20 protein-coding genes are annotated in these 22,152 nt (G+C 74.4%); 7 read left to right on the forward strand and 13 right to left on the reverse strand.

The window, feature by feature from the left end:
• Positions 1-36: 36 nt before the first annotated feature.
• Positions 37-933: an aminoglycoside phosphotransferase family protein gene (locus ACF9IK_RS27150; protein ID WP_395296714.1), complete on the reverse strand. Its 897-nt coding sequence runs from the start codon at positions 931-933 to the stop codon at positions 37-39.
• A gap of 63 nt (positions 934-996) precedes the next feature.
• Between ACF9IK_RS27150 and ACF9IK_RS27155 the strand changes: the two genes are divergently transcribed.
• Together ACF9IK_RS27155 and ACF9IK_RS27160 are read left to right on the forward strand one after the other, a co-directional pair.
• The gene (locus tag ACF9IK_RS27155) at positions 997-1,584 is read left to right on the forward strand and encodes a hypothetical protein (protein WP_395296715.1); all 588 of its coding nucleotides are present in this window, start codon (positions 997-999) and stop codon (positions 1,582-1,584) included.
• A 107-nt stretch (positions 1,585-1,691) separates the two neighbouring features.
• The gene (locus ACF9IK_RS27160) at positions 1,692-4,133 is read left to right on the forward strand and encodes a Tex family protein (protein ID WP_395296716.1); all 2,442 of its coding nucleotides are present in this window, start codon (positions 1,692-1,694) and stop codon (positions 4,131-4,133) included.
• A 78-nt stretch (positions 4,134-4,211) separates the two neighbouring features.
• On the opposite strand, the gene ACF9IK_RS27165 is transcribed toward ACF9IK_RS27160, so the two are convergent.
• The 4 genes from ACF9IK_RS27165 to ACF9IK_RS27180 form a co-directional block, all read right to left on the reverse strand.
• On the reverse strand, positions 4,212-4,640 hold the full coding sequence (locus ACF9IK_RS27165; protein WP_395296717.1) for an SHOCT domain-containing protein: 429 nt from the start codon (positions 4,638-4,640) through the stop codon (positions 4,212-4,214).
• Between the two features lie 190 nt (positions 4,641-4,830).
• The gene (locus tag ACF9IK_RS27170; RefSeq protein ID WP_395296718.1) at positions 4,831-5,415 is read right to left on the reverse strand and encodes an NUDIX hydrolase; all 585 of its coding nucleotides are present in this window, start codon (positions 5,413-5,415) and stop codon (positions 4,831-4,833) included.
• Positions 5,412-6,572: a type III polyketide synthase gene (locus tag ACF9IK_RS27175; RefSeq protein ID WP_395296719.1), complete on the reverse strand. Its 1,161-nt coding sequence runs from the start codon at positions 6,570-6,572 to the stop codon at positions 5,412-5,414. The genes ACF9IK_RS27170 and ACF9IK_RS27175 overlap by 4 nt, the downstream gene beginning before the upstream one ends.
• A 104-nt stretch (positions 6,573-6,676) precedes the next feature.
• Positions 6,677-7,882: a cytochrome P450 gene (locus tag ACF9IK_RS27180; protein ID WP_395296720.1), complete on the reverse strand. Its 1,206-nt coding sequence runs from the start codon at positions 7,880-7,882 to the stop codon at positions 6,677-6,679.
• A 310-nt stretch (positions 7,883-8,192) separates the two neighbouring features.
• On the opposite strand from ACF9IK_RS27180, the gene ACF9IK_RS27185 reads away from it, so the two are divergent.
• Positions 8,193-8,756, forward strand: a complete 564-nt coding sequence (locus ACF9IK_RS27185; protein WP_395296721.1) for a hypothetical protein — start codon at positions 8,193-8,195, stop codon at positions 8,754-8,756.
• Positions 8,757-8,861: 105 nt separating this feature from the next.
• On the forward strand, positions 8,862-10,226 hold the full coding sequence (locus tag ACF9IK_RS27190; RefSeq protein ID WP_395296722.1) for an FAD-dependent oxidoreductase: 1,365 nt from the start codon (positions 8,862-8,864) through the stop codon (positions 10,224-10,226).
• 74 nt (positions 10,227-10,300) lie between these two features.
• Here ACF9IK_RS27190 and ACF9IK_RS27195 read toward each other — a convergent pair whose 3' ends face one another.
• Both ACF9IK_RS27195 and ACF9IK_RS27200 read right to left on the reverse strand, forming a co-directional pair.
• Complete coding sequence (locus tag ACF9IK_RS27195; RefSeq protein WP_395296723.1) at positions 10,301-11,188, reverse strand: phosphatidylinositol-specific phospholipase C; 888 nt, start codon at positions 11,186-11,188, stop codon at positions 10,301-10,303.
• Positions 11,189-11,365: 177 nt separating this feature from the next.
• Positions 11,366-12,232 (reverse strand): PASTA domain-containing protein, encoded by an 867-nt coding sequence (locus ACF9IK_RS27200; RefSeq protein ID WP_395298696.1) that lies wholly within the window; start codon positions 12,230-12,232, stop codon positions 11,366-11,368.
• Here ACF9IK_RS27200 and ACF9IK_RS27205 point away from each other — a divergent pair.
• Positions 12,154-12,867, forward strand: coding sequence for a hypothetical protein (locus tag ACF9IK_RS27205; protein WP_395298799.1), 714 nt, complete (start codon positions 12,154-12,156; stop codon positions 12,865-12,867). The two genes, ACF9IK_RS27200 and ACF9IK_RS27205, sit on opposite strands and share 79 nt — an antisense overlap.
• Positions 12,868-13,129: 262 nt before the next feature.
• Here the strand turns inward: ACF9IK_RS27205 and ACF9IK_RS27210 are convergent, their stop codons facing one another.
• Together ACF9IK_RS27210 and ACF9IK_RS27215 are read right to left on the reverse strand one after the other, a co-directional pair.
• Positions 13,130-13,777 (reverse strand): hypothetical protein, encoded by a 648-nt coding sequence (locus tag ACF9IK_RS27210; protein ID WP_395296724.1) that lies wholly within the window; start codon positions 13,775-13,777, stop codon positions 13,130-13,132.
• A gap of 209 nt (positions 13,778-13,986) precedes the next feature.
• Positions 13,987-15,513, reverse strand: coding sequence for a carbohydrate binding domain-containing protein (locus ACF9IK_RS27215; RefSeq protein ID WP_395296725.1), 1,527 nt, complete (start codon positions 15,511-15,513; stop codon positions 13,987-13,989).
• A gap of 287 nt (positions 15,514-15,800) precedes the next feature.
• Between ACF9IK_RS27215 and ACF9IK_RS27220 the strand changes: the two genes are divergently transcribed.
• A complete protein-coding gene (locus tag ACF9IK_RS27220; protein WP_395296726.1) occupies positions 15,801-16,436 on the forward strand; it encodes a GDSL-type esterase/lipase family protein in 636 nt (211 codons plus the stop codon).
• A gap of 126 nt (positions 16,437-16,562) precedes the next feature.
• On the forward strand, positions 16,563-17,519 hold the full coding sequence (locus ACF9IK_RS27225) for an aldo/keto reductase (protein WP_395296727.1): 957 nt from the start codon (positions 16,563-16,565) through the stop codon (positions 17,517-17,519).
• 49 nt (positions 17,520-17,568) lie between these two features.
• Here ACF9IK_RS27225 and ACF9IK_RS27230 read toward each other — a convergent pair whose 3' ends face one another.
• From ACF9IK_RS27230 to ACF9IK_RS27245, 4 genes are all read right to left on the reverse strand, one after another.
• Positions 17,569-18,219, reverse strand: a complete 651-nt coding sequence (locus ACF9IK_RS27230) for a GNAT family N-acetyltransferase (protein WP_395296728.1) — start codon at positions 18,217-18,219, stop codon at positions 17,569-17,571.
• Positions 18,220-18,295: 76 nt separating this feature from the next.
• The gene (locus ACF9IK_RS27235) at positions 18,296-18,973 is read right to left on the reverse strand and encodes a nitroreductase family protein (RefSeq protein ID WP_395296729.1); all 678 of its coding nucleotides are present in this window, start codon (positions 18,971-18,973) and stop codon (positions 18,296-18,298) included.
• 106 nt (positions 18,974-19,079) lie between these two features.
• Positions 19,080-20,717, reverse strand: a complete 1,638-nt coding sequence (locus ACF9IK_RS27240; RefSeq protein WP_395296730.1) for an ABC-F family ATP-binding cassette domain-containing protein — start codon at positions 20,715-20,717, stop codon at positions 19,080-19,082.
• Between the two features lie 129 nt (positions 20,718-20,846).
• Positions 20,847-22,043: a hypothetical protein gene (locus ACF9IK_RS27245; protein WP_395296731.1), complete on the reverse strand. Its 1,197-nt coding sequence runs from the start codon at positions 22,041-22,043 to the stop codon at positions 20,847-20,849.
• Positions 22,044-22,152 lie beyond the last annotated feature (109 nt).

Raw genomic sequence — 22,152 nt, forward strand, 5'->3', positions numbered from 1 at the left:
GGTCGTGTGGCGGGCGGGCCCCGCCCGTGGCGGTGCTCAGACGCTCCGGTCGGCCAGCACCTCGCGGATCACGTGGCGCGCGTTGGCGGCGAGCGCCGGGTCGGTCGAGCGGTAGTAGGGGAGCTGGATCAGCGCTATGGACAGCGCCCAGGCCCGTCCGCGCTCCCAGGCGGCGTCGTCGGCGGCGAGGGCGGCGCGGAAGGCCGGGCGGGCCCCGGCCGGGAGCAGGTTCCACGCGGCGATCAGGTCCACGGTCGGGTCGCCGACCCCCATCGCGCCGAAGTCCAGGACGGCGCTGAGCCGTTGGCCCGCCAGCAGCAGGTTGCCGGGGGAGAGCTCGCCGTGCATCCAGGCCGGTCCGCCGCGGTGTTCCGGGAGGCGGAGTGCCTTCTCCCACAGCGCCGTTGCCGCCGCGGTGTCGATCGTCCCGTGCAGCCGGCCGATCGCCGCCCGGGTGGGCGCGTCCCGCGCGGCCAGCGGCACCCCGCGTGCGGCCGGCGGGCCGTCGGAAGGGTCGACCGCGCGCAGGGCGTTGACGAACCCGGCCAGGTCGTGGGCGAGTCGGAGGGGCGCGGCGAGCGCGTCGACGACCGGGTTGGCGCCGTTGAGCCAGCGCAGCACCGACCACTCCCACGGGTAGCCGGCGGAGGGCCGCCCGGCCGCCAGCGGCACGGGTATGGGCCGCGGCAGGCGCGGTGCGAGCCGTGGCAGCCAGTGCCGTTCGCGTTCGACGCCCGCCGAGGCCCACGCCACCCGGGGCAGCCGGACGGCGAGTTCGGTGCCGAGCCGGAACATGGCGTGGTCCGCCCCGGAGGCGGCGACCGGCGAGAGCGGCAGGTTCCGCCACTGCGGGAACTGGGCGGCCACCAGCCGTCGTACCAGGGTCGCGTCGATGTCCGGTTCGTCGTCATGCATCCTGACGGCAGCGCACATGCCCGGCACTGTACCGCCGGGATCGCGCCGATCGGCCGGATTTCGAACACTGGGGAGGATGCCGTGGCGGCCAAGTGGGACCGTTGGGTCATGTGGGGGGCGCTCGGTGGTGCGGGGGCGCTGATGGTCGCCGCCGTCACCGGCCGGGTGAACAGCCGGTCGGGTGGGCTGCTGATCCTGCGGGAGTGGCTGGACCGGCCGTTGCTGTTCGGGACGCTGGCGCTGGCTTTGTTCCTCGTGGCGCTGGTCTCCTCGCGCGGGAAGGTCTGGGCGCGCAGCGTGCTCGGCGCCGTGGCGGTGACGCTGGCGGTGGGCGCGGTGCCGCTCTGGTTCCTGTCCGGCGCCCTCTCGGACGACCACCGGACGACCCGCAACGAGGCGGCACCCGGCCGGCCGGACCGCAGACTGGTGGTGCAGGAGGACACGGCGGGATTCGGACCGGACCCGCTCTTCTGGGTCTACCTCGACGAGGGCACGGGCCTCGGCACGCGCCGGTGGGACGTCGCGTACGTCGACGGCGACGCCAACGGCATCAAGGAGCTCGGCTGGGCCGCTCCGGACCAGCTCCGCCTGGTGACTGAGCAGGGGACCCATCTGATCCGCATCGCCGGGAACGGCAGGCCGGACCGCACGGTCGAGGACCGGCACTGAGCCGACCGCGCACGCCCCGCCCCGCCGTGGCGGGGCGGGGGCGTCGTCGGCACCTGCCAGAATGCCGGGGTAGGGGAACAGCAACTGTGGAGAAGGTGACCGGCTTCGTGACCACGCCAGTCGAACAGGTGGCCCAGCAGGCGCAGCAGGCGATCGAGCGGAAGATCGCCGAGGAGCTGGGCGTCCGCACGGGCCAGGTGAAGGCGGCCGTCGAGCTGCTGGACGGCGGCGCGACCGTGCCGTTCGTGGCCCGCTACCGTAAGGAGGTCACCGGCTCGCTCGACGACGCGCAGCTGCGCACCCTGGAGGAGCGGCTGCGCTACCTGCGCGAGTTGGAGGAGCGCCGCACCGCCGTCCTGGAGTCGATCGAGGCGCAGGGCAAGCTGGACGACGCGCTGCGGCAGCAGATCCTCGCGGCCGACTCCAAGGCCCGGCTGGAGGACATCTACCTCCCGTACAAGCCGAAGCGGCGCACCAAGGCGCAGATCGCCCGGGAGGCCGGCCTGGAGCCGCTGGCCGACACGCTGCTCGGCGACCCGACGCAGGACCCGGCCGCGCTGGCCGCCGGTTACCTCAACGAGGCGGTGGCCGACCAGGCCGCCGCGCTGGAGGGCGCGCGGGCCATCCTGGTCGAGCGCTTCGGCGAGGACGCGGACCTGGTCGGTTCGCTGCGCGAGCGGATGTGGACGCGCGGCCGGCTGGTCGCCACCGTCCGTGACGGCAAGGAGCAGGACGGCGCCAAGTTCGCCGACTACTTCGACTTCGCCGAGCCGTACACCAAGCTCCCCTCGCACCGGATCCTGGCGATGCTGCGCGGCGAGAAGGAGGAGGTGCTCGACCTCGAACTCTCCCCGTACGACGGTGAGGAGGCCGGTGACCTCCCCGGGGAGAACGACTACGAGCAGCGGATCGCCGCCCGCTTCGGCATCGCCGACCACGGCCGCCCGGCCGACAAGTGGCTCGGCGACACCGTCCGCTGGGCCTGGCGCACCCGCGTCCTGGTCCGGCTCGGCATCGACCTGCGCGGCCGGCTGCGCCAGGAGGCCGAGGACGAGGCGGTGCGCGTCTTCGCCGCCAACCTGCGCGACCTGCTGCTCGCCGCGCCCGCCGGCACCCGCGCCACCATGGGCCTCGACCCGGGCTTCCGCACCGGCGTGAAGGTCGCGGTCGTCGACGCCACCGGCAAGGTGGTGGCCCACGACACGATCTACCCGCACCAGCCCGCCAACAAGTGGGACGCCGCACTGGCCACCCTGGCCGCGCTGGCGAAGCGGCACGCCGTCGACCTGGTCGCGATCGGCAACGGCACCGCCTCCCGGGAGACGGACAAGCTGGCCGAGGACCTCATCAAGCGCCACCCGGAGCTGAAGCTCACCAAGGCGATGGTCAGCGAGGCCGGCGCCTCGGTCTACTCGGCCTCCGCGTTCGCCTCCCAGGAGCTGCCCGACCTGGACGTGTCGATCCGCGGCGCGGTCTCGATCGCCCGTCGGCTGCAGGACCCGCTGGCCGAGCTGGTCAAGATCGATCCCAAGTCGATCGGCGTCGGCCAGTACCAGCACGACCTGAGCGAGGTGAAGCTCTCCCGCTCGCTCGACGCGGTGGTCGAGGACTGCGTGAACGCGGTCGGGGTGGACGTCAACACCGCCTCCGCGCCGCTGCTCACCCGGGTCTCCGGCATCACCGGGACACTGGCCGACAACATCGTCGCGCACCGCGACGCCAACGGCCCGTTCCGCACCCGCAAGGAGCTCAAGGGCGTGGCCCGGCTCGGTCCGAAGGCCTTCGAGCAGTGCGCCGGCTTCCTGCGCATCCCGGACGGGGACGACCCGCTGGACGCCTCCAGCGTGCACCCGGAGGCGTACCCGGTGGTGCGCCGGATCCTCGCCACCACCGGCGGGGAACTGCGGCAGCTGATCGGCAACAGCGGCGCGCTGCGGGCGCTGAAGCCCGGGGACTTCGCCGATGACACCTTCGGCATCCCGACCGTCACCGACATCCTCGGCGAGCTGGACAAGCCGGGCCGCGACCCGCGCCCGGCGTTCCGCACCGCGACCTTCAAGGAGGGTGTCGACAAGATCGGCGACCTGGAGGTCGGCATGGTCCTGGAGGGCGTGGTCACCAACGTCGCGGCCTTCGGGGCCTTCGTCGACGTGGGCGTCCACCAGGACGGCCTGGTGCACGTCTCGGCGCTGTCGAGGAACTTCGTCAAGGATCCGCGCGAGGTGGTCAAGCCCGGCGACATCGTCACCGTGCGGGTGACGCAGGTGGACGTGCCGCGCAAGCGGATCGGGCTGACGCTGCGACTGGACGACGAGGTCGGGCGCCCGGGCGGCGGCCGCGACCGCTCCGGTGAGCGCGGGGGCGACCGGGGCGGGCGGCAGGCGCGCCCGCCGCGGCAGGACCGGCGCGGTTCCGGCGGCGGCTCGGGCCCGGGCGGTCAGGCCGCTCCGGCCAACAGCGCCATGGCGGACGCCCTGCGCCGGGCCGGCCTGGCCGGCGGCGGTGCGGGCTCCGGCTCCGAGGGCGGCCGCCGCTCCGGACGGCGCTGACCGGCCGAGGCGGCGCGGCGGGCCGGTGGACGTGCTGTCCACCGGCCCGCCGCCGTTGCGGCCCGGGCGCGGGCCAGGTCAGGTCAGGAGCTTGTCCTTGGCCTTCTGGTACTCCTCCTCGCTGATGGCGCCGCTGGCTTTGAGGTCGGCCAGCTTGGCCAGGTCCTCGACGTGGCTGCGCCCGCCACCGCCACCCCCGGTGCCCGCGCCCTGCGCGGGCGTCTCGGTGGCCGCGTCGCGGATGTAGGCCTTGAAGGCGGCCTCGTTGCGCTGGGCCTGGGCGACGTCCCGCTCGCCCATCGATCTGCCGCGTGCGATGACGTAGGCGAGCACACCGATCAGCGGGATCAGGATCACCAGGATCAGCCAGCCCGCCTTGCCCCAGCCGCTGAGGTCGTGGCTGCGGAAGATGTCCGTGATGATCTTGAACAGCAGGAAGAACCAGAGGATCCAGAGGAAGAGCTCCAGCATCGTCCAGAAGATGTTCAGCAGCGGGTAGTTGTCCATGACGCTCCTGTCGGTGCGGACTCGAATTCGAACCGAGTTCACATGAGTCTTACCACCGCATATCGGACAATGCGCTCTGCTGTTCGGCCATCCCGGTGGTCTTCGGCACCGCTGGGAATACCGCGCGGGCGGCCCACCGGGCGGTTGCGCGGCCGGCCCGCCGCGGCCCGTGTCGGCCGGCCCGTCGGGATCAGCCCGCCGCGGCCCGCTGCCGCAGCTCGACCGCCAGCCCGATCAGCTCGCCCCACCACGCGTCGCGGCCGCCCACGAGCAGGCGCTGCGCCTCGGCCGGCTCGACCGCCCGCACCTCGACGACCTGCTCGCCGTCCTCCGGGTTGGTCGGGGCGGACTCCACCGCCACTTCCGCCCAGCCCCAGAGCCAGGCCTTCTCGGGGTGCGGCTGCCACGGCCGGTACGGCTCCGGCAGGTCGGTGACGCAGCGGTGCGCGCCCAGCCAGGCCGGCTCGCCGAGCAGCCGGGCGCCGGCCTCCTCGCGCAGCTCCCGGACCAGGCAGGACTCGATCGACTCGCCGTGCTCCCGGGTGCCGCCCGGCAGGAACCAGTGGTCGCGCTCGTCCCGGCAGAGCACGACGTGCCCCTCGGAGAACCCCACCAGGTGGATGTTGGTGATCAGTCCGTCCGGCGGCAGTGCGAGCGAGAAGCGCGCGTCGTAGCGGCCCCAGGACCAGTACTGCGGCGCGTGCAACGCGGGGAACCGCGCGGCCAGTTCGGCCGCTCTGGCGGTGGTGTCCGGTCGGTCGGTGGTGTCCGTCATCCCGTGATCGTAGTGCCGGCCCGGCGGCGCGCGGGGGCGTCCGGGCCGGCGAGGGTGAGACCGTCGTCGTCGTGGCTGCGCAGACGGTGCGGAATCGCGGTCCGCAGCGGGGCGTCGACCCAACTGCCCAGCGCGATCTCGGCGGTGATGCCCGGACCGAAGCCGGCGATCAGGCCCTGGGTGCCGTCGGCGACCGAGCCCTCCTCGAACAGCCGGGCCAGCGCGTCGAAGACCACCGCACTGGCGATGTTGCCGCGCTCGGTGAGGGTGGCCCGGCTGAACCGGAAGGCGGCCGGTGCCAACTCCAGGAAGCGGCAGAGGTCGTCCAGGATGCGCGGACCGCCGGCGTGCACGATGTAGAAGCCCAGCCCGGAGGCGCTCCAGCCGTGCTCGGCGGCCAGCGTGCGCAGGGCGGGGGCGAGCATCTCCATGGTGCCGGGGACGCGCTTGTCGAGCTGGAAGTGGAAGCCGGTGTCCTTGACGCCGTAGGAGATCCAGTCCTCGGTGTCCGGCACCAGGTGCGAGCCGTTGCGCTCGATCCGCACGCCGGTGCCGCCGCGGCCGCGCACCACGGCGGCGGCGACCGCGTCCCCGAACAGGCCGTTGGAGAGCAGCGAGCCGACGCCGAGGTCGGTCGGCTGGTAGCAGAGCGAGCAGAACTCGCAGGCCACGATCAGCACGTTGGCGCCGGGGTAGGCGCGGCAGAAGTCGTGCGCCCGGTTGACCGCGGCGCCGCCGGCCGCACAGCCGAGCTGGGCGATCGGCACCTGGCGGGTGTCGGGGCGGAAGCCCATGGTGTTGATCAGCCACGCCGTCAGCGAGGGCATCATGAAGCCGGTGCAGGAGACGTAGACGATCAGGTCGATCTCCCGGGCGGACAGCTCCGCGTACCCGAGGGCGCGCCCGACCACCTCGGGGACACGTCGCTTGGCCTCCCGCTCGTAGACCGCGTTGCGGGTGGTGAAGCCGGGGTGCCGCAGCGTCTCGTCGATCGGCTGGACCAGGTGCCGGGTGAGCACCCCGGTGTTCTCGATCAGCCGCAGCGCCAGAGGGAGTTGCGGGTGGTCCGCGTGCAGGGTGCGGGCCAGGTCGAGGGTCTGGTCGAGGGTGATGACGTGTTCGGGTACGGCGATGGCGGGTCGGCAGAGTGTTGCCATGGGCGGAGGTCTCCCCTGGTGGCCCGCGCCGGTGGGGTGGGCGGCGCGGGCGGTGGCCTACGGGTGTGTCGGGCGGGCGCCGGGACGGCGCGGCGGGACGGCGGTCACCAGGCGACCGGCAGGGTTCGCGGGTAGCGCCAGATCGAGCCCGTCCGCCAGTCCAGATCCGCAGGCGGCACGGCGAGTCGCAGCCCGGGGAAGCGCCGCAGCAGTGTGCCGACGGCGACCTGGAGCTCCATCCGGGCCAGGTGGGCGCCGGCGCAGTGGTGGGTGCCGTAGCCGAAGGCCATGTGGGTGGCCGTGCCGCGGTCGAGGTCCAGCTCGTCGGGCCGCTCGAACGCCGCCGGATCGCGGTTGGCGGCCAGGTAGGAGACGTGCACGGCGTCGCCCGCCCGGATCGACACCCCGCCCAGCTCGACGTCCTCGGTGGCGACCCGGGCGATGCCGACGCCCTGCCGGAACGGGATGAAGCGGAGCAGCTCCTCGATCGCGCGCGGCAGCTCTTCGGGCCGGGCCCGGAGTCCGGCCAGCTGCTCGGGGTGGGTGAGCAGGGTGTAGGCGATGTTGCCGATCTGGTAGGTGCTGGTGTCGTGGCCGGTGACCAGCAGCACCATGGCCATGACGGCGAGCTCCTGGTCGTCCAGCAGCTCCTCCTCGTCCCGGGCGGTGGCGAGGGCGCTGATCAGGTCCTCGCCGGGCTCGCGGCGCCGGGCGGCGGTCAGCTCGGTGAAGTAGGCGCGCAGGGCGGCCTTGGCGCGCACCTGGCCGTCGCCGCTGCCCGGGCCCATCGCCATCATCGCGACGGCGTGGCCGCGGAGTTCGGCGCGGTCCTTTGCGGGGATGTCGAGCAGCTCGCAGATGGTGGTCATCGGGAGCCTGCTGGAGAGGTGGTGCACCAGGTCGGCCGGGGCGCCGTGCTCCTCCATGGCGTCCAGGTACGCGTCGACGGTGCGCTGCGTCCGCGGGCGCAGCTGCTCGACCTGCCGGTTGGTGAAGCCCTTGGCGACGAGCCGGCGCAGCCGGTTGTGGGCGGGCGGGTCCATCAGGTTGATCGCCTCGGCCTGGGCGATCGGTGCGGGCGTCATCCGGGGCAGGTCGCGGCCGATGCCGGCGGCCCGGCTGAACCGCCGGTCCGTGGTGACGACGCGGACGTCCTCGTACCGGGTGGCCAGCCAGGCCTCGCCCTCGCCGTGCGGCAGCCGGATCCTGGCGATCCGCTCCTCGGTCAGCAGCCGCTGGAGGAGGGGGTCGAACTCCAGGCCTTCGGTGTGGTCGAAGGGGCAGTCCCACACGGGGGCGGAGGAAGTCACGGGCTGATCCAGGTGGCCGGAGTCGGGTGCCGCCCGGACGTGGTTCGTACGGGCGCGGACGAGGCGATGTTCCCCCCTCCGGCGGCGGAAATCCCGATCGTGGGGATACTTCGCTCGATCGAGCGAGATAGCTGATTTTCTGCCGATATTCCCTGTGTCGGGCGGGAGTTGGCGGCGATCGGGCGGCGGGCCCGGGGCCGGAGCGGGATCGGCGCGGGACCCGCCGGGGGCGTGGTGCGGTCGGGGCGGGGCCGGTGCCGGCTGCGGAGCGGGTCAGAACCGGCAGGCGTTCGAGCGCGTCCGTCCTGGCGTGATCAAAGCTGTCCTCGGCACGATGCCGATGTTCTGGCCCGGGCTGCTCTGCTCGCTGGTGCCGGCCGCGCTGCTGAACCGGGTGGTCGGGCGGTGGCTGCGCGCGCACTGGGCGGTGGCGTTCGTCCTGCTGCTCGCCCTCGGCGGGCTGGTGACGCTGACCCTGCTGCCCGACGCCTGGGGACCGTTCTGGGCCCACCCCGGCCGTGCCGCGCGCCACTGCGACCTGACCGGCTTCGGCCTCCGGCCGCTGAGCGGGTTCACCATGGTCGAACCCGCCGGCCTGGACGCGGCGCCGTTCGTCCCGATCGGCCTGGCGGCGGCGCTCGCCGGCACCCGGGCCCGGGCCGCCGCGGTCCTGCTGGGCGCGACGGTGCTGCCCTTCGCGGTCGAGGCCGTCCAGTACGCGCTGCCCGGCATCGGCCACGCCTGCACCGCGCAGGACGTGCTGGACAGCCTGCTCGGCCTCGCCCTCGGTGCGGCGGCCGGTCTGCTGGCCGGGCCGGCCGCCCGGGCCGGGGTGCGCTCGCTGCGGGCGGGGGAGTTCCCGCCGCACCCATAGGGCTGCTCTATGGGGTCATAGGGCCGCCGCCCCTACTGCCTCCCGCCGGGCCGGGATTTGCTTCAACCGTCCGCAGCCAACGCCACTCCGGAGGAGCGCTCCACCATGTCCCGCCCGATCCGCGTGGCGATCGTCGGCGCCGGTCCCGCCGGCATCTACGCCGCAGACGCCCTGCTGAAGTCCGACGCCGCCGAGGCCCCCGGGGTCTCCGTCGACCTCTTCGAGCGGATGCCCGCCCCCTTCGGGCTGATCCGCTACGGAGTGGCTCCCGACCACCCGCGGATCAAGGGCATCGTCACCGCGCTGCACCAGGTTCTGGACAAGCCGCAGATCCGCCTCTTCGGCAACGTCGACTACCCGGGCGACCTCACCCTGGACGACCTGCACCGGTTCTACGACGCCGTCGTCTTCGCCACCGGCGCCACGGCCGACCGGGCGCTGGACCTGCCCGGCACCGGGCTGGCCGGCTCCCACGGCGCCGCGGACTTCGTCGCCTGGTACGACGGGCACCCCGACGTCGCCCGGAGCTGGCCGCTGGACGCGGAGAAGGTGGCGGTGCTGGGCGTGGGCAACGTCGCCCTGGACGTGGCCCGCATCCTGGCCAAGACCGCCGACGAACTGCTGTCCACCGAGATCCCGCCCAACGTCCACGCCGGCCTGGCCCGCAACCGGGCCCGCGAGGTGCACGTCTTCGGCCGCCGCGGCCCCGCCCAGGCCAAGTTCAGCCCGATGGAGCTGCGCGAGCTCGACCACTCCCCGACCATCGAGGTCGTCGTCTCCCCCGAGGACATCGAGTACGACGCGGGCTCGATCGCCGAGCGCCGGGCCGCCAAGCACGTCGACATGGTCGCCGCCACCCTGGAGAACTGGGCGATCCGCGACGTGGGCGACCGTCCCCACCGGATCCACCTGCACTTCTTCGAGTCCCCGGTCGAGGTGCTCGGCGAGGACGGCCGGGTGGTCGGGCTGCGCACCGAGCGCACCGAGCTCGACGGCACCGGGAACGTCCGGGGGACGGGCCGCTTCACCGACTGGGACGTGCAGGCCGTCTACCGGGCCGTGGGCTACTACTCCGACGAGCTGCCCAAGCTGCCCTTCGACCCGGTCTCCGGCACCGTCCCCAACGAGGCCGGCCGCGTCCTCGCCGCCGACGGCTCGCACCAGAGCGCCACCTACGTCACGGGCTGGATCAAGCGCGGCCCGGTCGGCCTGATCGGTCACACCAAGGGCGACGCCAACGAGACCGTGGCCCGCCTGCTCGCCGACCACGCCGACGGCCGTCTGCCGGGCGCCGTCGATCCGGACCCCGGGGCGGTCGTCGCCCACCTGCGCGAGCAGGGCGTCCGCCACACCACCTGGGAGGGCTGGCACCGGCTCGACGAGCACGAGCGGGCGCTCGGCGCGGCGGAGGGCCGTGAACGGGTCAAGGTGGTGGAGCGCGAGGACATGCTCCGGCAGAGCGGGGCCTGAACGGGGCCTGAGCGGTGCCTGAGCCTGCGCAGTGCGGTCCGTTCCGGGCCCCGCCCGTTCCTCGGTCCGCCCGGTCAGCCGCCGAAGTTGAGCGCGTAGAGCGAACGCACCAGGTCCGCGGTGACGAAGTCCATCGGGACGGTGCCCAGCACCGGTCGGGCGGACCGGTCCAGGCGGTCGAGGTAGCCGCGCAGCCTCGGGGTGATCGCGTCGGCGGCCTGGCGCGGCCAGAGCCCCCAGCCGGAGCTGGAGGTGAAGGTGAGGAAGAGCCGCTGCGGATCGGTGGCGGCGCGGGCGGCGTCCAGGTGCGCGGAGACCTCCGGCCACTTGCGGGAGTTGAGCTCGAAGACGGTGCCGATGTCGTAGTCGTCCTCGATGTCGGTGCGGGAGCCGCCCCATCTCAGGCCGGGCAGTCCGGGGTTGTCGGCGAGCAGGACCACCCGCCCGCGGACCCCGCCGAGGCGGGGGACTTCGCCGCCGGTCCAGAACAGGCCCGGCCAGCGCTGCTGGTACCCGGCGAAGAGCGCGCCGAACTCCGCGTCGGAGACGGTGGAGTACTCCTGCCTGACCCGCATCACCAGGGTCTCGCCGGGGTGGTCGGTGAGGAAGGCCAGGCACCGGTTGAGCACGTCGCCGAAGAAAGTCTTCTGGAAGACCGGTCCGTGGTGGATCGCCAGCACCCCGTCGATCGCCCGGCAGCGGATGTCGAGGAAGCGCACTCCCGAGGCCAGTTGGTCGGGGAGGGAGAGGTCCTGGGTCTGTGTCAGAGGGCCGCCGTAGAGCGAGCAGGTGTCGTGGGTGCCGGGGAGGGTGAGCCGGGCGAGGGAGGCCTGCGGGTCGACCGCGGCCAGCCAGTCGCTCCCCGCCGGGACGGCGGCGGCCGCGGCGGGGCGGGCGGTCAGGCCCGTCCCGGCGGCGAGGGCGCCCACCAGCGCGGCGCGGGTGAAGGCGCGGCGGCTCATCGTTGCCGGAGGCGTGGTCAAAGGCACGGCTTGGTACCCCCGTTGGGCTTGGGTGGACGAGAGGGCCGAGTGGCATGCTCATTGTCGGCATGCCGTGCGGGTTTGCCCAGGGGTGCAGCAGGGTGCTTACGACGGTGATTGCCCGGTGCCGGGTCGCCCGGCAGGACCCAGGGCGGTTCAGCGAGGCTTCGGCAAGTAGGCGATCCAGAGCGTGATGGGGGTCTTGAGGCCGACCGACCGCCCCTCCACCGGGTCGGTGCGGGTGGCCAGGCCGGCGGCCGTGCTGGTGCTCGGCTCGGTGGAGACCGTGATGTTGGTGAAGTGGGCATCCCTGAGGGCCTGTTCGGCCTTGTCCTGGGTCTTGCCGGCGACGTCGGGGACCGTTGCCTTGCCGTCCGAGATGTGGAGGAACACCTTGCTGCCGGGAGCCACCTCGGCGCCCGCCCTGGGCTCCGTGCTGATGATCTGGAGCTCCGGGACCCCGTTGCTTGCCGTGTAGTCCCCGTCGACGGCGAGGCCGAGCGCCTGCAGCTTCCGCGCGGCGGCCTCCTGGTCGAGGCCGACCAGGTCGGGAACGGTGACTCTTCTCGCCGGGCTGGTCGTCGGCGACGTGGTCGGGCGCGCGTCGGGGACGGTGCGGGCCGGGTGGAGCCGGTGGAGGGTCGGACCGTGCTGGGCTCCGCGGTGGGAGACGGTGCCGCGGACGTGGTGGGGGCGGGCACACCGTCGTCGCTGTTGCCGTCGCCCCTGCGGCCGACTCCGAGCAGGACGGCGGCCAGAACGGCCAGGGCCAGGAGGACGATCAGCGCGACGGCCAGCGGCCCGCAGCCGCCGGAGGGGCGGGTCGGCTGCTGGGGGTGGGAGTGGTCGGGGTACCGGGGCCGGCCGCCCCCGGTACCCGGGCGGGTGGCCGAACCCGGCCCGCTCGGCCCGCCGGAGCCGTCCGGGCGGTCCTGGCGGTTGCGGTGGTCGCCGTCGGGCGCGTTGTCGAGGTCGAGATCGAGGTCGATGCGGCCCGGGACGTCCACCGCGAAGGCGGCGCAGGCGGCACCCGGGCCGCCCGGGGTGGCGACCACCCGCAGCGCGACCCCGAAGCGCTCGCTCCGGGCCCCCTGCACCCGGCCCGCCAGGTCGGCGCCGGGCACGCCGAAGAGCGAGGCGACGTCGAGCCCCGTGCCGATCCGGTCGAACGGGAGGGTGTAGCGCAGTTCCACCTGCCGGGTCTGCCCGGGCGCCAGCGGGGCCGCGACCGCCGACCGGTCGTAGTCCAGCCGGCCCTCGACGGGCTCGACCGGTTCGACCCGGAAGCCGGTGCTCACGGTGCCGGCGTTGCGGACGATCAGGTGTACCGCGACCGTCCGGCCCGCCTCGCCGAGCCGCCGGGCCGGCTCGCACCACGCCTGCACGGCGGCGCCCAGGCCTGCCCGCAGGTCGGTCCCGCACCGCTCGCCGGGGCAGTAGACACCGAGCCGCTCGACGCCGTCGGTACGGGTGCCGCACAGGCGGCAGAAGAACGGCATGACCTTCCCCCCTCGACCCCGGTCGCCCGCTGGGCCCGGTTCCCTCCCCCGGGTACCCGGGCCGCCGTCCTGCGGAACCGTAGGGGCCGGAACTGCGACCGGCCCGTGACCGATCGACTGCGCTCTTGTCATCAGCGCGGCCAACTGGTCTTGCTGTAGGGCCAGTTGTGCGGCGAGTCGACCGGACTTCCGGCCCGAGGCGCTCGCCCCGGGCTGACCCGTACGACGGCCCCGGCCCGGGCGGTCCGCGGGGACACGGCATCTCTCCAGAAGCCTCACCGCGAGGTGTGGAATCCCCACAGGCGCGCTGCCTAGGCTCCGCATGCGCACGACGGCGTGCGCGGCGCCGGCGGCGAAGGACGACGACCGGCGAGGGCCGGCGAGGGCCCGGCACTCCGGCAGCACGGGAAGATCACATGGACTACTGCGCACCCTGCCGCCGCCACCTCAACGGCGCGCTGGCCTGCCCCGGCTGCGGGGCTCTCGCGACCGGCCCGGAGCAGGCGGTGTCCCCGGCGCCGGAGGGCCCGGCGGCAGGCTCGCGTCCGGCGCCCGCCGAGCCGCGGCCGGTGCCCCCGGCAGCCGAGAGGTCCGGCGGGCGGCCGGCCGCCCGGCGCGGCGGGCGCCGGGCCGGGCGCAGACCGGGGCGGCTGGTGGTCTCCGTGGTGGGCCTGGCCGTGGTGGGGCTCGGGGCGGCGGCCCTGGCCGCGAACGGCTCGGAGGCGGCGCCGTCCGAGCCGGGTGCCGGCCGCCCGGCCGCGGCGGAGCCGCAAAGCGGCCCGGCCCCGGGGCCGACCACGCCCACCGGCGTGGCGAGTCCGGGCGCGACCTCGGCGGCGCCGGCCACCCAGCGCCCCGGCCCCCGCCCGGCCACGGCGTCCCGATCGGCCTCGACCTCGGCCCCGGCGTCCGCCGCCGCCTCGTCCAAGAGCCCAGCACCGGCCGGGCCGGAGACCGCCCGGGCACCGGAGCCGGGCGCCCAGGGCTCGGCACCGCCCTCCCGGCCCGCGCCGAGCACGGCCCCGCCAACCACCCCGCCGCCCTCGACCACCCCGCCCCCCAAGCCCACGCCCACGCCCACCTGCACGCAGTTCCTGTTCTGGTGCTCCTAGCGGCCCCGGCTCGGAAGGGCGGCCGCCACCGGCCGCCTCCCGGCAGTCCTCAAGGGGGCCGAGGCGACCGGCGCGTCGGCCTCGCCGCGGACGATCGGGTCGTAGCCGCGGGCCGCGCCGTCGACGACGTCGGGCGGGGTGCGGAACCCGGCGGCACCGGGCGCGGTCAGCCCGTGTACTGGGCGAAGACCCTGGCGAACTCGTAGGGCTGCTGAGGGATGTTGGTGCACTTGAACAGCGCGCCCGTGCAGGCGTTGGCGTCCCGGGTGGCGTCCCAGAAGGCCAGCTCGCCCAGGTGGTGCTGCTGGGCGAAGGCGACCAGTTGCCGGGCGTCCGCCTGGTCGTAGACCTGGTGGTCGTCGTTCTCGCCGATCATCGGGGTGGCGCCGACCATGGCCCAGAGCTGGGCGTCGGTCTTCGCCGGGTGGAGTGCCCTGAGTTGGCCGTGGAGGGCCTGGGCGGCCTGGACGGCGGCGTCGCCGTAGTCGGCGCCGCTGCGGTAGTAGTCCATCGCCATGGCGTTGACCAGGTCGACGGTCACGCCCGCGTCGCGGGCGGACTTCACGACGGCGACGCCCTCGGCGGTCAGGCCCTCGGGAAGCACCGGAAGTGTGAACGACACCTTCAGGCCCGGGTCGGCCCGCTGCAGCTTGGCGAGGGCGGCCGAGCGGCGTTCGTTGGCGGCGGTGTCGGCGATCGCGGCGCCCTCGATGTCGAAGTCGACGTGGCGCAGGCCGTACGCCTTGACGACGGCGTCGTACTCGGCGAACAGCGCGTCCACGGTGGTGCAGGCGGCGGCGAGTTCGGTGCCACCGGCACCGCCGAAGGAGACCTTGACGTCGCCGCCGCGGGCCCGCAGCGCGTCCACCTGGTCCTTGGCCCAGCCGGTGCGCGGGTCGTAGGCGTTGAACCAACTGGCCTTGCAGCCCACGCCGGTGACGAAGCCCATGGTGAAGGACTTCAGGTTCCCGGCCGCGGCCGCCGCGGGCATGGACGGGGTCGGCCAGGCGCCCATGTCGATGTACGGGGCCACCGGGACGGCGGTGCCCGGGGCCGGGGTGGTGGGGGTGCCGGTGGGGGTCGGGGCCGCGGTCGGCGAGCCGGTCGGGGTCGGCGGCGCGGTGGTCGGGGACGGGCCGCCGCCCGGGCCGGTGAGCACGACGTCGTCCGCGAGGTAGGCGCCCTGCCCGTACCAGCCGTGCAGGTGGACGGTGACGCTGGTGGTGGCCGGGCCGGTGGTGAAGGTGGTGGACAACTGCTGCCAGTCGGCGCCGCCGGGCGTCCAGACGGCCGGGTCGGTGACCCCGCTGCCGGTGGCGCCCAGGTAGACGTACTGGCCCTGGACCCACGCGCTGAGCGAGTACGTGGTGCCGGGCCTCACCGCGACGGTCTGGCCGCACTGCGCGGTGTCGCCGTTCCCGGCGGCCCCCTTGAGGGCGTACGAGCCGCCGTGCGCACCGGAGCCGACGACGGAACCGGTGGCGCCGGAGCAGCTCCACGGCCCGAGGCCGCCGCTCTCGAAGCCGGGGTCGGCGAGCAGGTTCCCGTCGGCGGCGCCGGCGTTCCCGGCGACGGCGGCCAGCCCGCCCGCGGCGAGTGCGGTGGCGGCGGCGAGGCCGAGGAGTTCGACCAGGCCGGCCGGGCGGCGGTGCCGGGCGCGGGGCGCGGGGGTGTCGTGGGGCGCGCGTGGCATGGGGGTGCCTCTCGGGACGGTGCCCCGCCGCCCTGCCGAGGGGAGGCGTGGGCGGGCGGCGGTGGGCTGCGGGGTGGTGTCCGGTGCGGGGAGGTGCGCGGTACTGAGCATCAAACTGGACTAGACCAGGCGTGCACGTCAAGCGTCGACGGGGCATCAGCGGCGGCCGGCGACAGGCTGTGGGCGCCGCTCGGGGTTCCGGCTCCGGGGCGGCCCGCGCGGCGGCTGGGCGGCCGCGCCCGTGGACACCTCGGCGGGGCGGGGGACTCCGACGCTACGGTGACGCGATGATCAGCGATCTGCGTATCTGCTTCGCCGGGGACTCCTTCACCCAGGGAGTGGGCGACCCGGAGTTCCGGGGCTGGGTCGGGCGGGTGCTCCAGGCCACCTGCGCACCGGCGGCGGCCCCGTCCGACCTCACCGGCTTCAACCTGGGGATCCGGCGCAACACCTCGGCCGACGTGCTGGCCCGGATCTGGACCGAGACCTTCTCCCGCTTCCTGCCCGGGGCCGACAACCGGCTGGTGCTCTCGGTCGGCAGCAACGACGCCACGCTGGAGGACGGCCGGCCGCGGGTGGCGTCCGAGCGGAGCCTGGCGAACGTCGCCGCCCTGCTGGACGGCGCCCGCGAACGCGGCGTCGGGGTGCTGCTGGTCGGGCCGCCGCCGGTGGTCGGCTGGGACGCGGGGCACCTCGACCGGCTGCTGGAGCTGGCGAGGGGGCAGGCCGAGCTCTGTGCCGCCCGCGGCGTGCCGTTCGTCGACGTGACCCGGGCGCTGGCCGAGGACGCCGAGTGGTCGGCCGAGGCCATGGCCGACGACGGCGCGCACCCGGGTGCGGGCGGGTACCGGCGGCTGGCCGGGCTGGTGCTGGACGGCGGCTGGCGGGAGTGGCTCGAAAGGGCTCCGTCGGCACGGACTTGACCTTGAGTGCACTCGAAGGTGGAGGGTGGATCCCGTTGATCGACAGCGCGGACCGGCGCACCGGTCGCACCTTTCCCGCGCCTTCCGCGCGTTCCGCGCGTTCCGCCACACGAACGGAGAACCGTCATGCGCACCACCACGTTCGGCAGCCAGGGCCCCGAGGTCGGCGCCGTCGGTCTCGGCTGCATGGGGATGACCTGGGCCTACGACCTCCGCAACCGTGACGACGAGGCCTCGGTGCGGGTGATCCGGCAGGCGCTGGACCTCGGCGTCACCCTGATCGACACCGCCGACATCTACGGCCCGTACGACAACGAGGAGGTCGTCGGCGCGGCGCTGGCCGGCCCGTACCGGGAGCGGGCGTTCCTGGCCACCAAGGTCGGCCTGGTTCCGGGCACCGAGGGCAAGCGGGTGGCCAACGACGGCCGGCCGGAGCACGTCCGGCGTGCGATCGACGAGAGCCTGCGCCGCCTCGGTACCGACCACGTGGACCTCTACCAGCTGCACCGGGTGGACCCGGAGGTGCCGATCGAGGAGACCTGGGGCGCGCTGGCCGAGGCCGTCCGGGCCGGCAAGGCGCGCCGGATCGGGCTCTCCGAGGTGACGGTCGAGCAGATCGAGCGGGCGCAGGAGGTGCACCCGGTGGCCTCGGTCCAGAACGAGCTGTCGCTCTGGACCCGGGACTCGCTGGCCGAGGTGCTGCCGTACACCGAGGCGCGGGGGATCGCCTTCCTGCCGTTCTCGCCGCTCGGCCGGGGCTTCCTGACCGGTGGCATCTCCTCCTTCGACGAGCTGCCCGAGGACGACTTCCGGCGCTCGCTGCCGCGCTTCCAGCAGGACGCGCTGAAGGCCAACCTGGCGCTGGTGGCCAAGGTGAAGGAGGTCGCCGCCCGGGCCGGGGCGACGCCCGCGCAGGTGGCGCTGGCCTGGGTGCTGGCGCAGGGCCGGTACGTCCTGCCGATCCCCGGCACCAGGACGCCGCGCTACCTCGTCGACAACGCGGCCGCGGTGGACGTGGTGCTGTCGGCGGCCGACCTGGCCGAGCTGGACGCGCTGCCGGCTCCGACCGGCGAACGGTACTGAGCCGCGGGCCGGCACCGGCGAACTGCCGGTGCCGGCCCGCGCCGCCCCCTCAGCGCTCCTTGACCCAGATCTGCTGGCGCCCGGTCTCGCCCGGCGCCCGCACGGCCGCGTCGGCGGTCCGGTCGAGCCGGAAGCCGAGCTTGCGCGGCACCGCCGCGCTGGCGCCGTTGGCCTGGTCGCAGTGGATCTCCACCCGTTCGATGCCCGGCAGGGCGAGGGCGGCCGCGGTCAGCGCCTCGGCTGCGGTGGTCGCGATGCCGCGGCCGACGTGTTCGGCGCTCACCCAGTAACCGATCTCCAGCGCGCCAGGGCCGATCCGCCCGTGCAGGCCGAACGAGCCGATCACGCTGCCGGGCCGGGCGTCCAGGCCGACCAGGTAGATGAAGTCGGTGCCGGCGTCCCAGGCGGCCGAGCCGGCTCGCGCCAGCTCCTCGGTCTGGGCCGGGCTGGGCGCCGCGGCGGCCCACTCCAGCCAGGGGCGCAGGTGCTCCAGGTTGGCCCGGACGGCGGCGTTGAGCGCGGCCGCGTGTGCGACCGAGCGCCGTTGCAGGGAGACGCCCCCGGCCAGCTGCAGCAGCTCCGGCGGACGGCCGGGGGAGGCCTCGCCCGGTCTGCGCGTCCGCGCCGGGAAACCGCCGGCGCCGGTCCGGGCGGTGCGGCCGGGGACGTTCTCGCAGGACCGTGGCGTGGGTCGGCTCATGGCGGCGATTATCGTCGTGGTCCGGTCAAGCGACCACCTGCGAACCGCCGGAGCGCGGGCGCCGCCCCGGGGCGCGTCAGAGGTGAACCAGGACGTCGCCGAGCTCCTTGCGCCGTAGATCGGGGACGCGCGCGCCGTCCGCCGGGTAGCCGACCGGGATGACGTAGGCGGCCCGCTCCTCGGCGGGCCGGTCGCACACCTCGTTGAGGAACCTCATCGGGCTCGGCGTGTGGGTGAGTGTCGCCAGCCCGGCCTGGTGCAGCGACGCGAGCAGCAGGCCGACCGCGATGCCGACCGACTCCTTGGTGTAGTACGGGCGCGGCGAGTTCGGGCCCTTGTGCACCTCGAAGACGACGATCACCGCGGGCGCGTCCTCCAGGAAGGGCTTCTGCCAGTCGGTGCCGATCGGCGCCAGCGCCGCCAGCCACTCCTCGGACGCCCGGTGCGCGTAGAACTCGCGTTCCTCCGCCTCGGCGGCTTCGCGCAGCCGTCGCTTGCGCTCCGGGTCGGTGATCACCACGAACCGCCAGGGCTGGACGTGCGCGCCGCTGGGCGCGGTGGCGGCGGTGCGGACCGCCCACTCCAGCACGCCGTCCGGGATCGGCGCGGTCGAGTAGTCGCGGACGGTCCGGCGCCGCGCCATCACGTCGTGGAAGGACCTGCTGCGGGCCTCCGCCTCGTGGGAGGGCACCGTCATCGGGCGGTGCGGGACGCTCGGGTACGAGGTGCCGGCCGCCGCTGTGCTGTCAACCATGGCCGACAGCACAGCACATGACGGGCGGTCCGGGAAGAGGTTGAGACCAATTTCCGGACCGCTCGGCGGTCGGGGCCGGCGGCCGGACGGCGTCCGCCGCGGCGGTTCAGTTCTCGTGGACGCGCCCGTCCCGGACCTCGATCCGCCGGTTCACGGCCACCGTGTCCAGCATCCGCCGGTCGTGCGTGACCAGCAGCAGCGTGCCGGTGTACGAGGAGAGCGCGGACTCCAACTGCTCGATGGCGGGCAGGTCCAGGTGGTTGGTGGGCTCGTCCAGCACCAGCAGGTTCACCCCGCGGGCCTGGAGCAGCGCCAGCGCCGCCCGGGTGCGCTCGCCGGGCGAGAGGGTGTCGGCCGGGCGCAGCACGTGCGCCGCCTTCAGTCCGAACTTGGCCAGCAGGGTGCGCACCTCCTCCGGCGTGAGCTCCGGGACCGCGGCGGCGAAGGCCTCCACCAGCGGCTCGCCACCCAGGAAGAGGCCCCGCGCCTGGTCGACCTCGCCGACCACCACGCCGGAGCCCAGCACGGCGCTGCCGGCGTCGAGTCCGAGCCGCCCGAGCAGCGCGGCCAACAGGGTGGACTTGCCCGCGCCGTTGCCGCCGGTGATCGCGACCCGGTCGGCCCAGTCGATCTGCAGGTCCACCGGGCCGAAGGCGAAGTCCCCGCGCCTGGCGGTGGCCCCGCGCAGGGTCGCGACCACGGCGCCGGAGCGCGGCGCGGTGGCGATCTCCATCCGCAGCTCCCACTCCTTGCGGGGCTCCTCGACCACCTCCAGCCGCTCGATCATCCGCTGGGTCTGCCGGGCCTTGGACGCCTGCTTCTCGGTGGACTCGGCGCGCATCGCGCGCCCGATCTTGTCGTTGTCACCGGACTTGCGGCGGGCGTTGCGCACGCCGTGCTCCATCCAGCCGCGCTGCATCCGGGCCCGGGCCTCCAGCGAGGCCTTGGTGTCGGCGTACTCCTCGTACTCCTCGCGGGCGTGCCGGCGGGACACCGCGCGCTCCTCCAGGTACGCCTCGTAGCCGCCGCCGTACAGGTTGACCTGCTGCTGGGCGAGGTCCAGCTCCAGCACCCGGGTGACGGTGCGGGCCAGGAACTCGCGGTCGTGGCTGATCAGCACCGTGCCGGCGCGCAGGCCCTTGACGAAGGCCTCCAGCCGCTCCAGGCCGTCCAGGTCGAGGTCGTTGGTCGGCTCGTCGAGCAGGAAGACGTCGTAGCGGGAGAGCAGCAGCGAGGCGAGGCCGGCCCGGGCGGCCTGGCCGCCGGAGAGCGCAGTCATCGGAAGGTCCAGCGAGACCTTCAGCCCGAGCGAGTCGGCGACCTCCTCGGCGCGCTCCTCCAGGTCGGCGCCGCCCAGGTCCAGCCAGCGGTCCAGGCTCGCCGCGTAGGCGTCGTCGGCGCCGGGCCGGCCCTCGACCAGGCCCTCGGTGGCCTCGTCCAGCGCCGCCTGTGCGGCGGCCACACCGGTCCGGCGGGCCAGGAACTGCCGGACCGACTCGCCCGCGCGGCGTTCCGGCTCCTGCGGCAGGTGACCGATGTTGGCGCTCGCCGGGCTGAGCCGCAGCGAGCCGCCCTCGGGGGTGTCCAGCCCGGCCAGCAGCCGCAGCAGGGTCGACTTGCCGGCGCCGTTCACCCCGACCAGCCCGATCACGTCGCCGGGCGCGACGACCAGGTCCAGGCCGGAGAAGAGGGTGCGGTCGCCGTGGCCGGCGCTGAGGTCCTTGACTACGAGTGTGGCGCTCATGATGCCCCGATTCTAGGAGAGCGGGGCGCGTCGCCGGGAGCGCGGGGACGGGGGCGGGAGCACGGGGGAACGGCGCGGGGGCCGCAGCCGGTCGGCTGCGGCCCCCGCGTCCTCAGGACGTGCCCGGGATCACTTGGCCTTCTTGGAGATGTACTCCAGCGCGTGCTGGGCGACGTCGTCCAGGTACGGGCCGGCCTCCCAGGTGTTGTCGTCGCCCCCGATGGAGGTGTCCGAGACCAGCACCTGCTTGCCGTCCTTCATCGCGAACCAGCCGCCGCCGCTGTCGCCGCCGGTGCCGTTGCAGCCGATGGTGAGCATCGCCGGACGGCTCGGGTCGATGGTGTGGCGGACCGGCTTGCCGGCCTCGCAGCGGTCCAGCTCCATGCCGTCGAAGGGCTTGCCGGCCGGGTAGCCGTAGCTGCTCACGGCGGTGATCTGGTCGCGCGGGGCGTTGAACCAGACCGGCACCGAGCCGCCGACGACCTCCTCCAGCGACTTGTTGCTGCCGTCCGGGTTGGCCACCTTGATGATGCCGAAGTCGTACTGGCTCCAGGCGCCGCCGTACTCCGCGTCGGCCTCGCCCGCCCAGGTCGGGGAGATGATGCCGGCCACCGCGCCCCACTCGCCGTACGGCTCGGCCTGCGCCAGCGAGGCCTGCTTGCCGCCGCTCAGCGCACCGCTGCTGTTGAACGCCGGGGCGAAGACGATGTTGGTGTGGGACTTGCCGCCCTTGCCGCCGTGCAGGCAGTGGCTGGCGGTCCAGACCAGGTTGCTCCTGCCGGGGTTGGCCGGGTCGGAGACCACGGTGCCGGAGCAGACGTACTCCTGGTTGCCGTCCTGGAAGAACAGCTTGCCGTTCACGTGGAGGTTCCTGGCGAACGGGTGCGGCAGCGGCTTCATCTCGACCAGCTTCGGCAGCGGGTCGTTGCCGTTGTCCGCCGGCGGCTGGGCGGTGGGCTGCGCGGGCGCCGAACCGGTCGGCTGGGCGGTGGGCTGGGCCGGGGGCCGGTTGCCGGGGCCGGGCTTGGACGGCTTGGCCTTCAGGATCTTCTGGAGGTCCCAGTAGCCCTTCACGGCCGGAGTGATCACGTTCTGCTGGGCGAACTTCTCCCAGTCCTCGAACTTCCACTTCTTCAGCTCGTCGAGGCTGGGCAGCTTGATCGGGGCGGCGCCCGGCTTGTCGGTGCTGGTGACGGCGGCGGTGGGAGCCGCGGTCTGGGCCCCGGCCGGGTCGTTGTCCGGCCCGCACGCCGTCGCGACCACCATCGTCAGTGCGACGACCGAGGCGCCCAGCGCGGCACGCGTCGTCCGGGATATCGGTGACATGAGTTCAATTCCCCCTGTGGATGAACGCCGTACGGGCCGGGACCGCCCGGGCCCGCAGGTACGGCAGGAGGAGTCTGCCATGCGGATAAAGGCGTCCTTACCCCCGGAC

This window comes from Kitasatospora hibisci, assembly GCF_043950205.1.
GTDB lineage: Bacteria > Actinomycetota > Actinomycetes > Streptomycetales > Streptomycetaceae > Kitasatospora > Kitasatospora hibisci.

What these genes read in the sequence shown, in the direction of transcription:
- ACF9IK_RS27175 (WP_395296719.1), bottom strand. Translation starts at nt 6,572, where the DNA reads ATGGCAACACTCTGCCGACCCGCCATCGCCGTACCCGAACACGTCATC.
- ACF9IK_RS27195 (WP_395296723.1), bottom strand. Translation starts at nt 11,188, where the DNA reads ATGAGCCGCCGCGCCTTCACCCGCGCCGCGCTGGTGGGCGCCCTCGCC.
- ACF9IK_RS27150 (WP_395296714.1), bottom strand. Translation starts at nt 933, where the DNA reads ATGTGCGCTGCCGTCAGGATGCATGACGACGAACCGGACATCGACGCG.
- ACF9IK_RS27170 (WP_395296718.1), bottom strand. Translation starts at nt 5,415, where the DNA reads ATGACGGACACCACCGACCGACCGGACACCACCGCCAGAGCGGCCGAA.
- ACF9IK_RS27230 (WP_395296728.1), bottom strand. Translation starts at nt 18,219, where the DNA reads ATGAGCCGACCCACGCCACGGTCCTGCGAGAACGTCCCCGGCCGCACC.
- ACF9IK_RS27190 (WP_395296722.1), top strand. Translation starts at nt 8,862, where the DNA reads ATGTCCCGCCCGATCCGCGTGGCGATCGTCGGCGCCGGTCCCGCCGGC.
- ACF9IK_RS27165 (WP_395296717.1), bottom strand. Translation starts at nt 4,640, where the DNA reads ATGGACAACTACCCGCTGCTGAACATCTTCTGGACGATGCTGGAGCTC.
- ACF9IK_RS27220 (WP_395296726.1), top strand. Translation starts at nt 15,801, where the DNA reads ATGATCAGCGATCTGCGTATCTGCTTCGCCGGGGACTCCTTCACCCAG.
- ACF9IK_RS27235 (WP_395296729.1), bottom strand. Translation starts at nt 18,973, where the DNA reads ATGGTTGACAGCACAGCGGCGGCCGGCACCTCGTACCCGAGCGTCCCG.
- ACF9IK_RS27245 (WP_395296731.1), bottom strand. Translation starts at nt 22,043, where the DNA reads ATGTCACCGATATCCCGGACGACGCGTGCCGCGCTGGGCGCCTCGGTC.
- ACF9IK_RS27215 (WP_395296725.1), bottom strand. Translation starts at nt 15,513, where the DNA reads ATGCCACGCGCGCCCCACGACACCCCCGCGCCCCGCGCCCGGCACCGC.
- ACF9IK_RS27240 (WP_395296730.1), bottom strand. Translation starts at nt 20,717, where the DNA reads ATGAGCGCCACACTCGTAGTCAAGGACCTCAGCGCCGGCCACGGCGAC.
- ACF9IK_RS27225 (WP_395296727.1), top strand. Translation starts at nt 16,563, where the DNA reads ATGCGCACCACCACGTTCGGCAGCCAGGGCCCCGAGGTCGGCGCCGTC.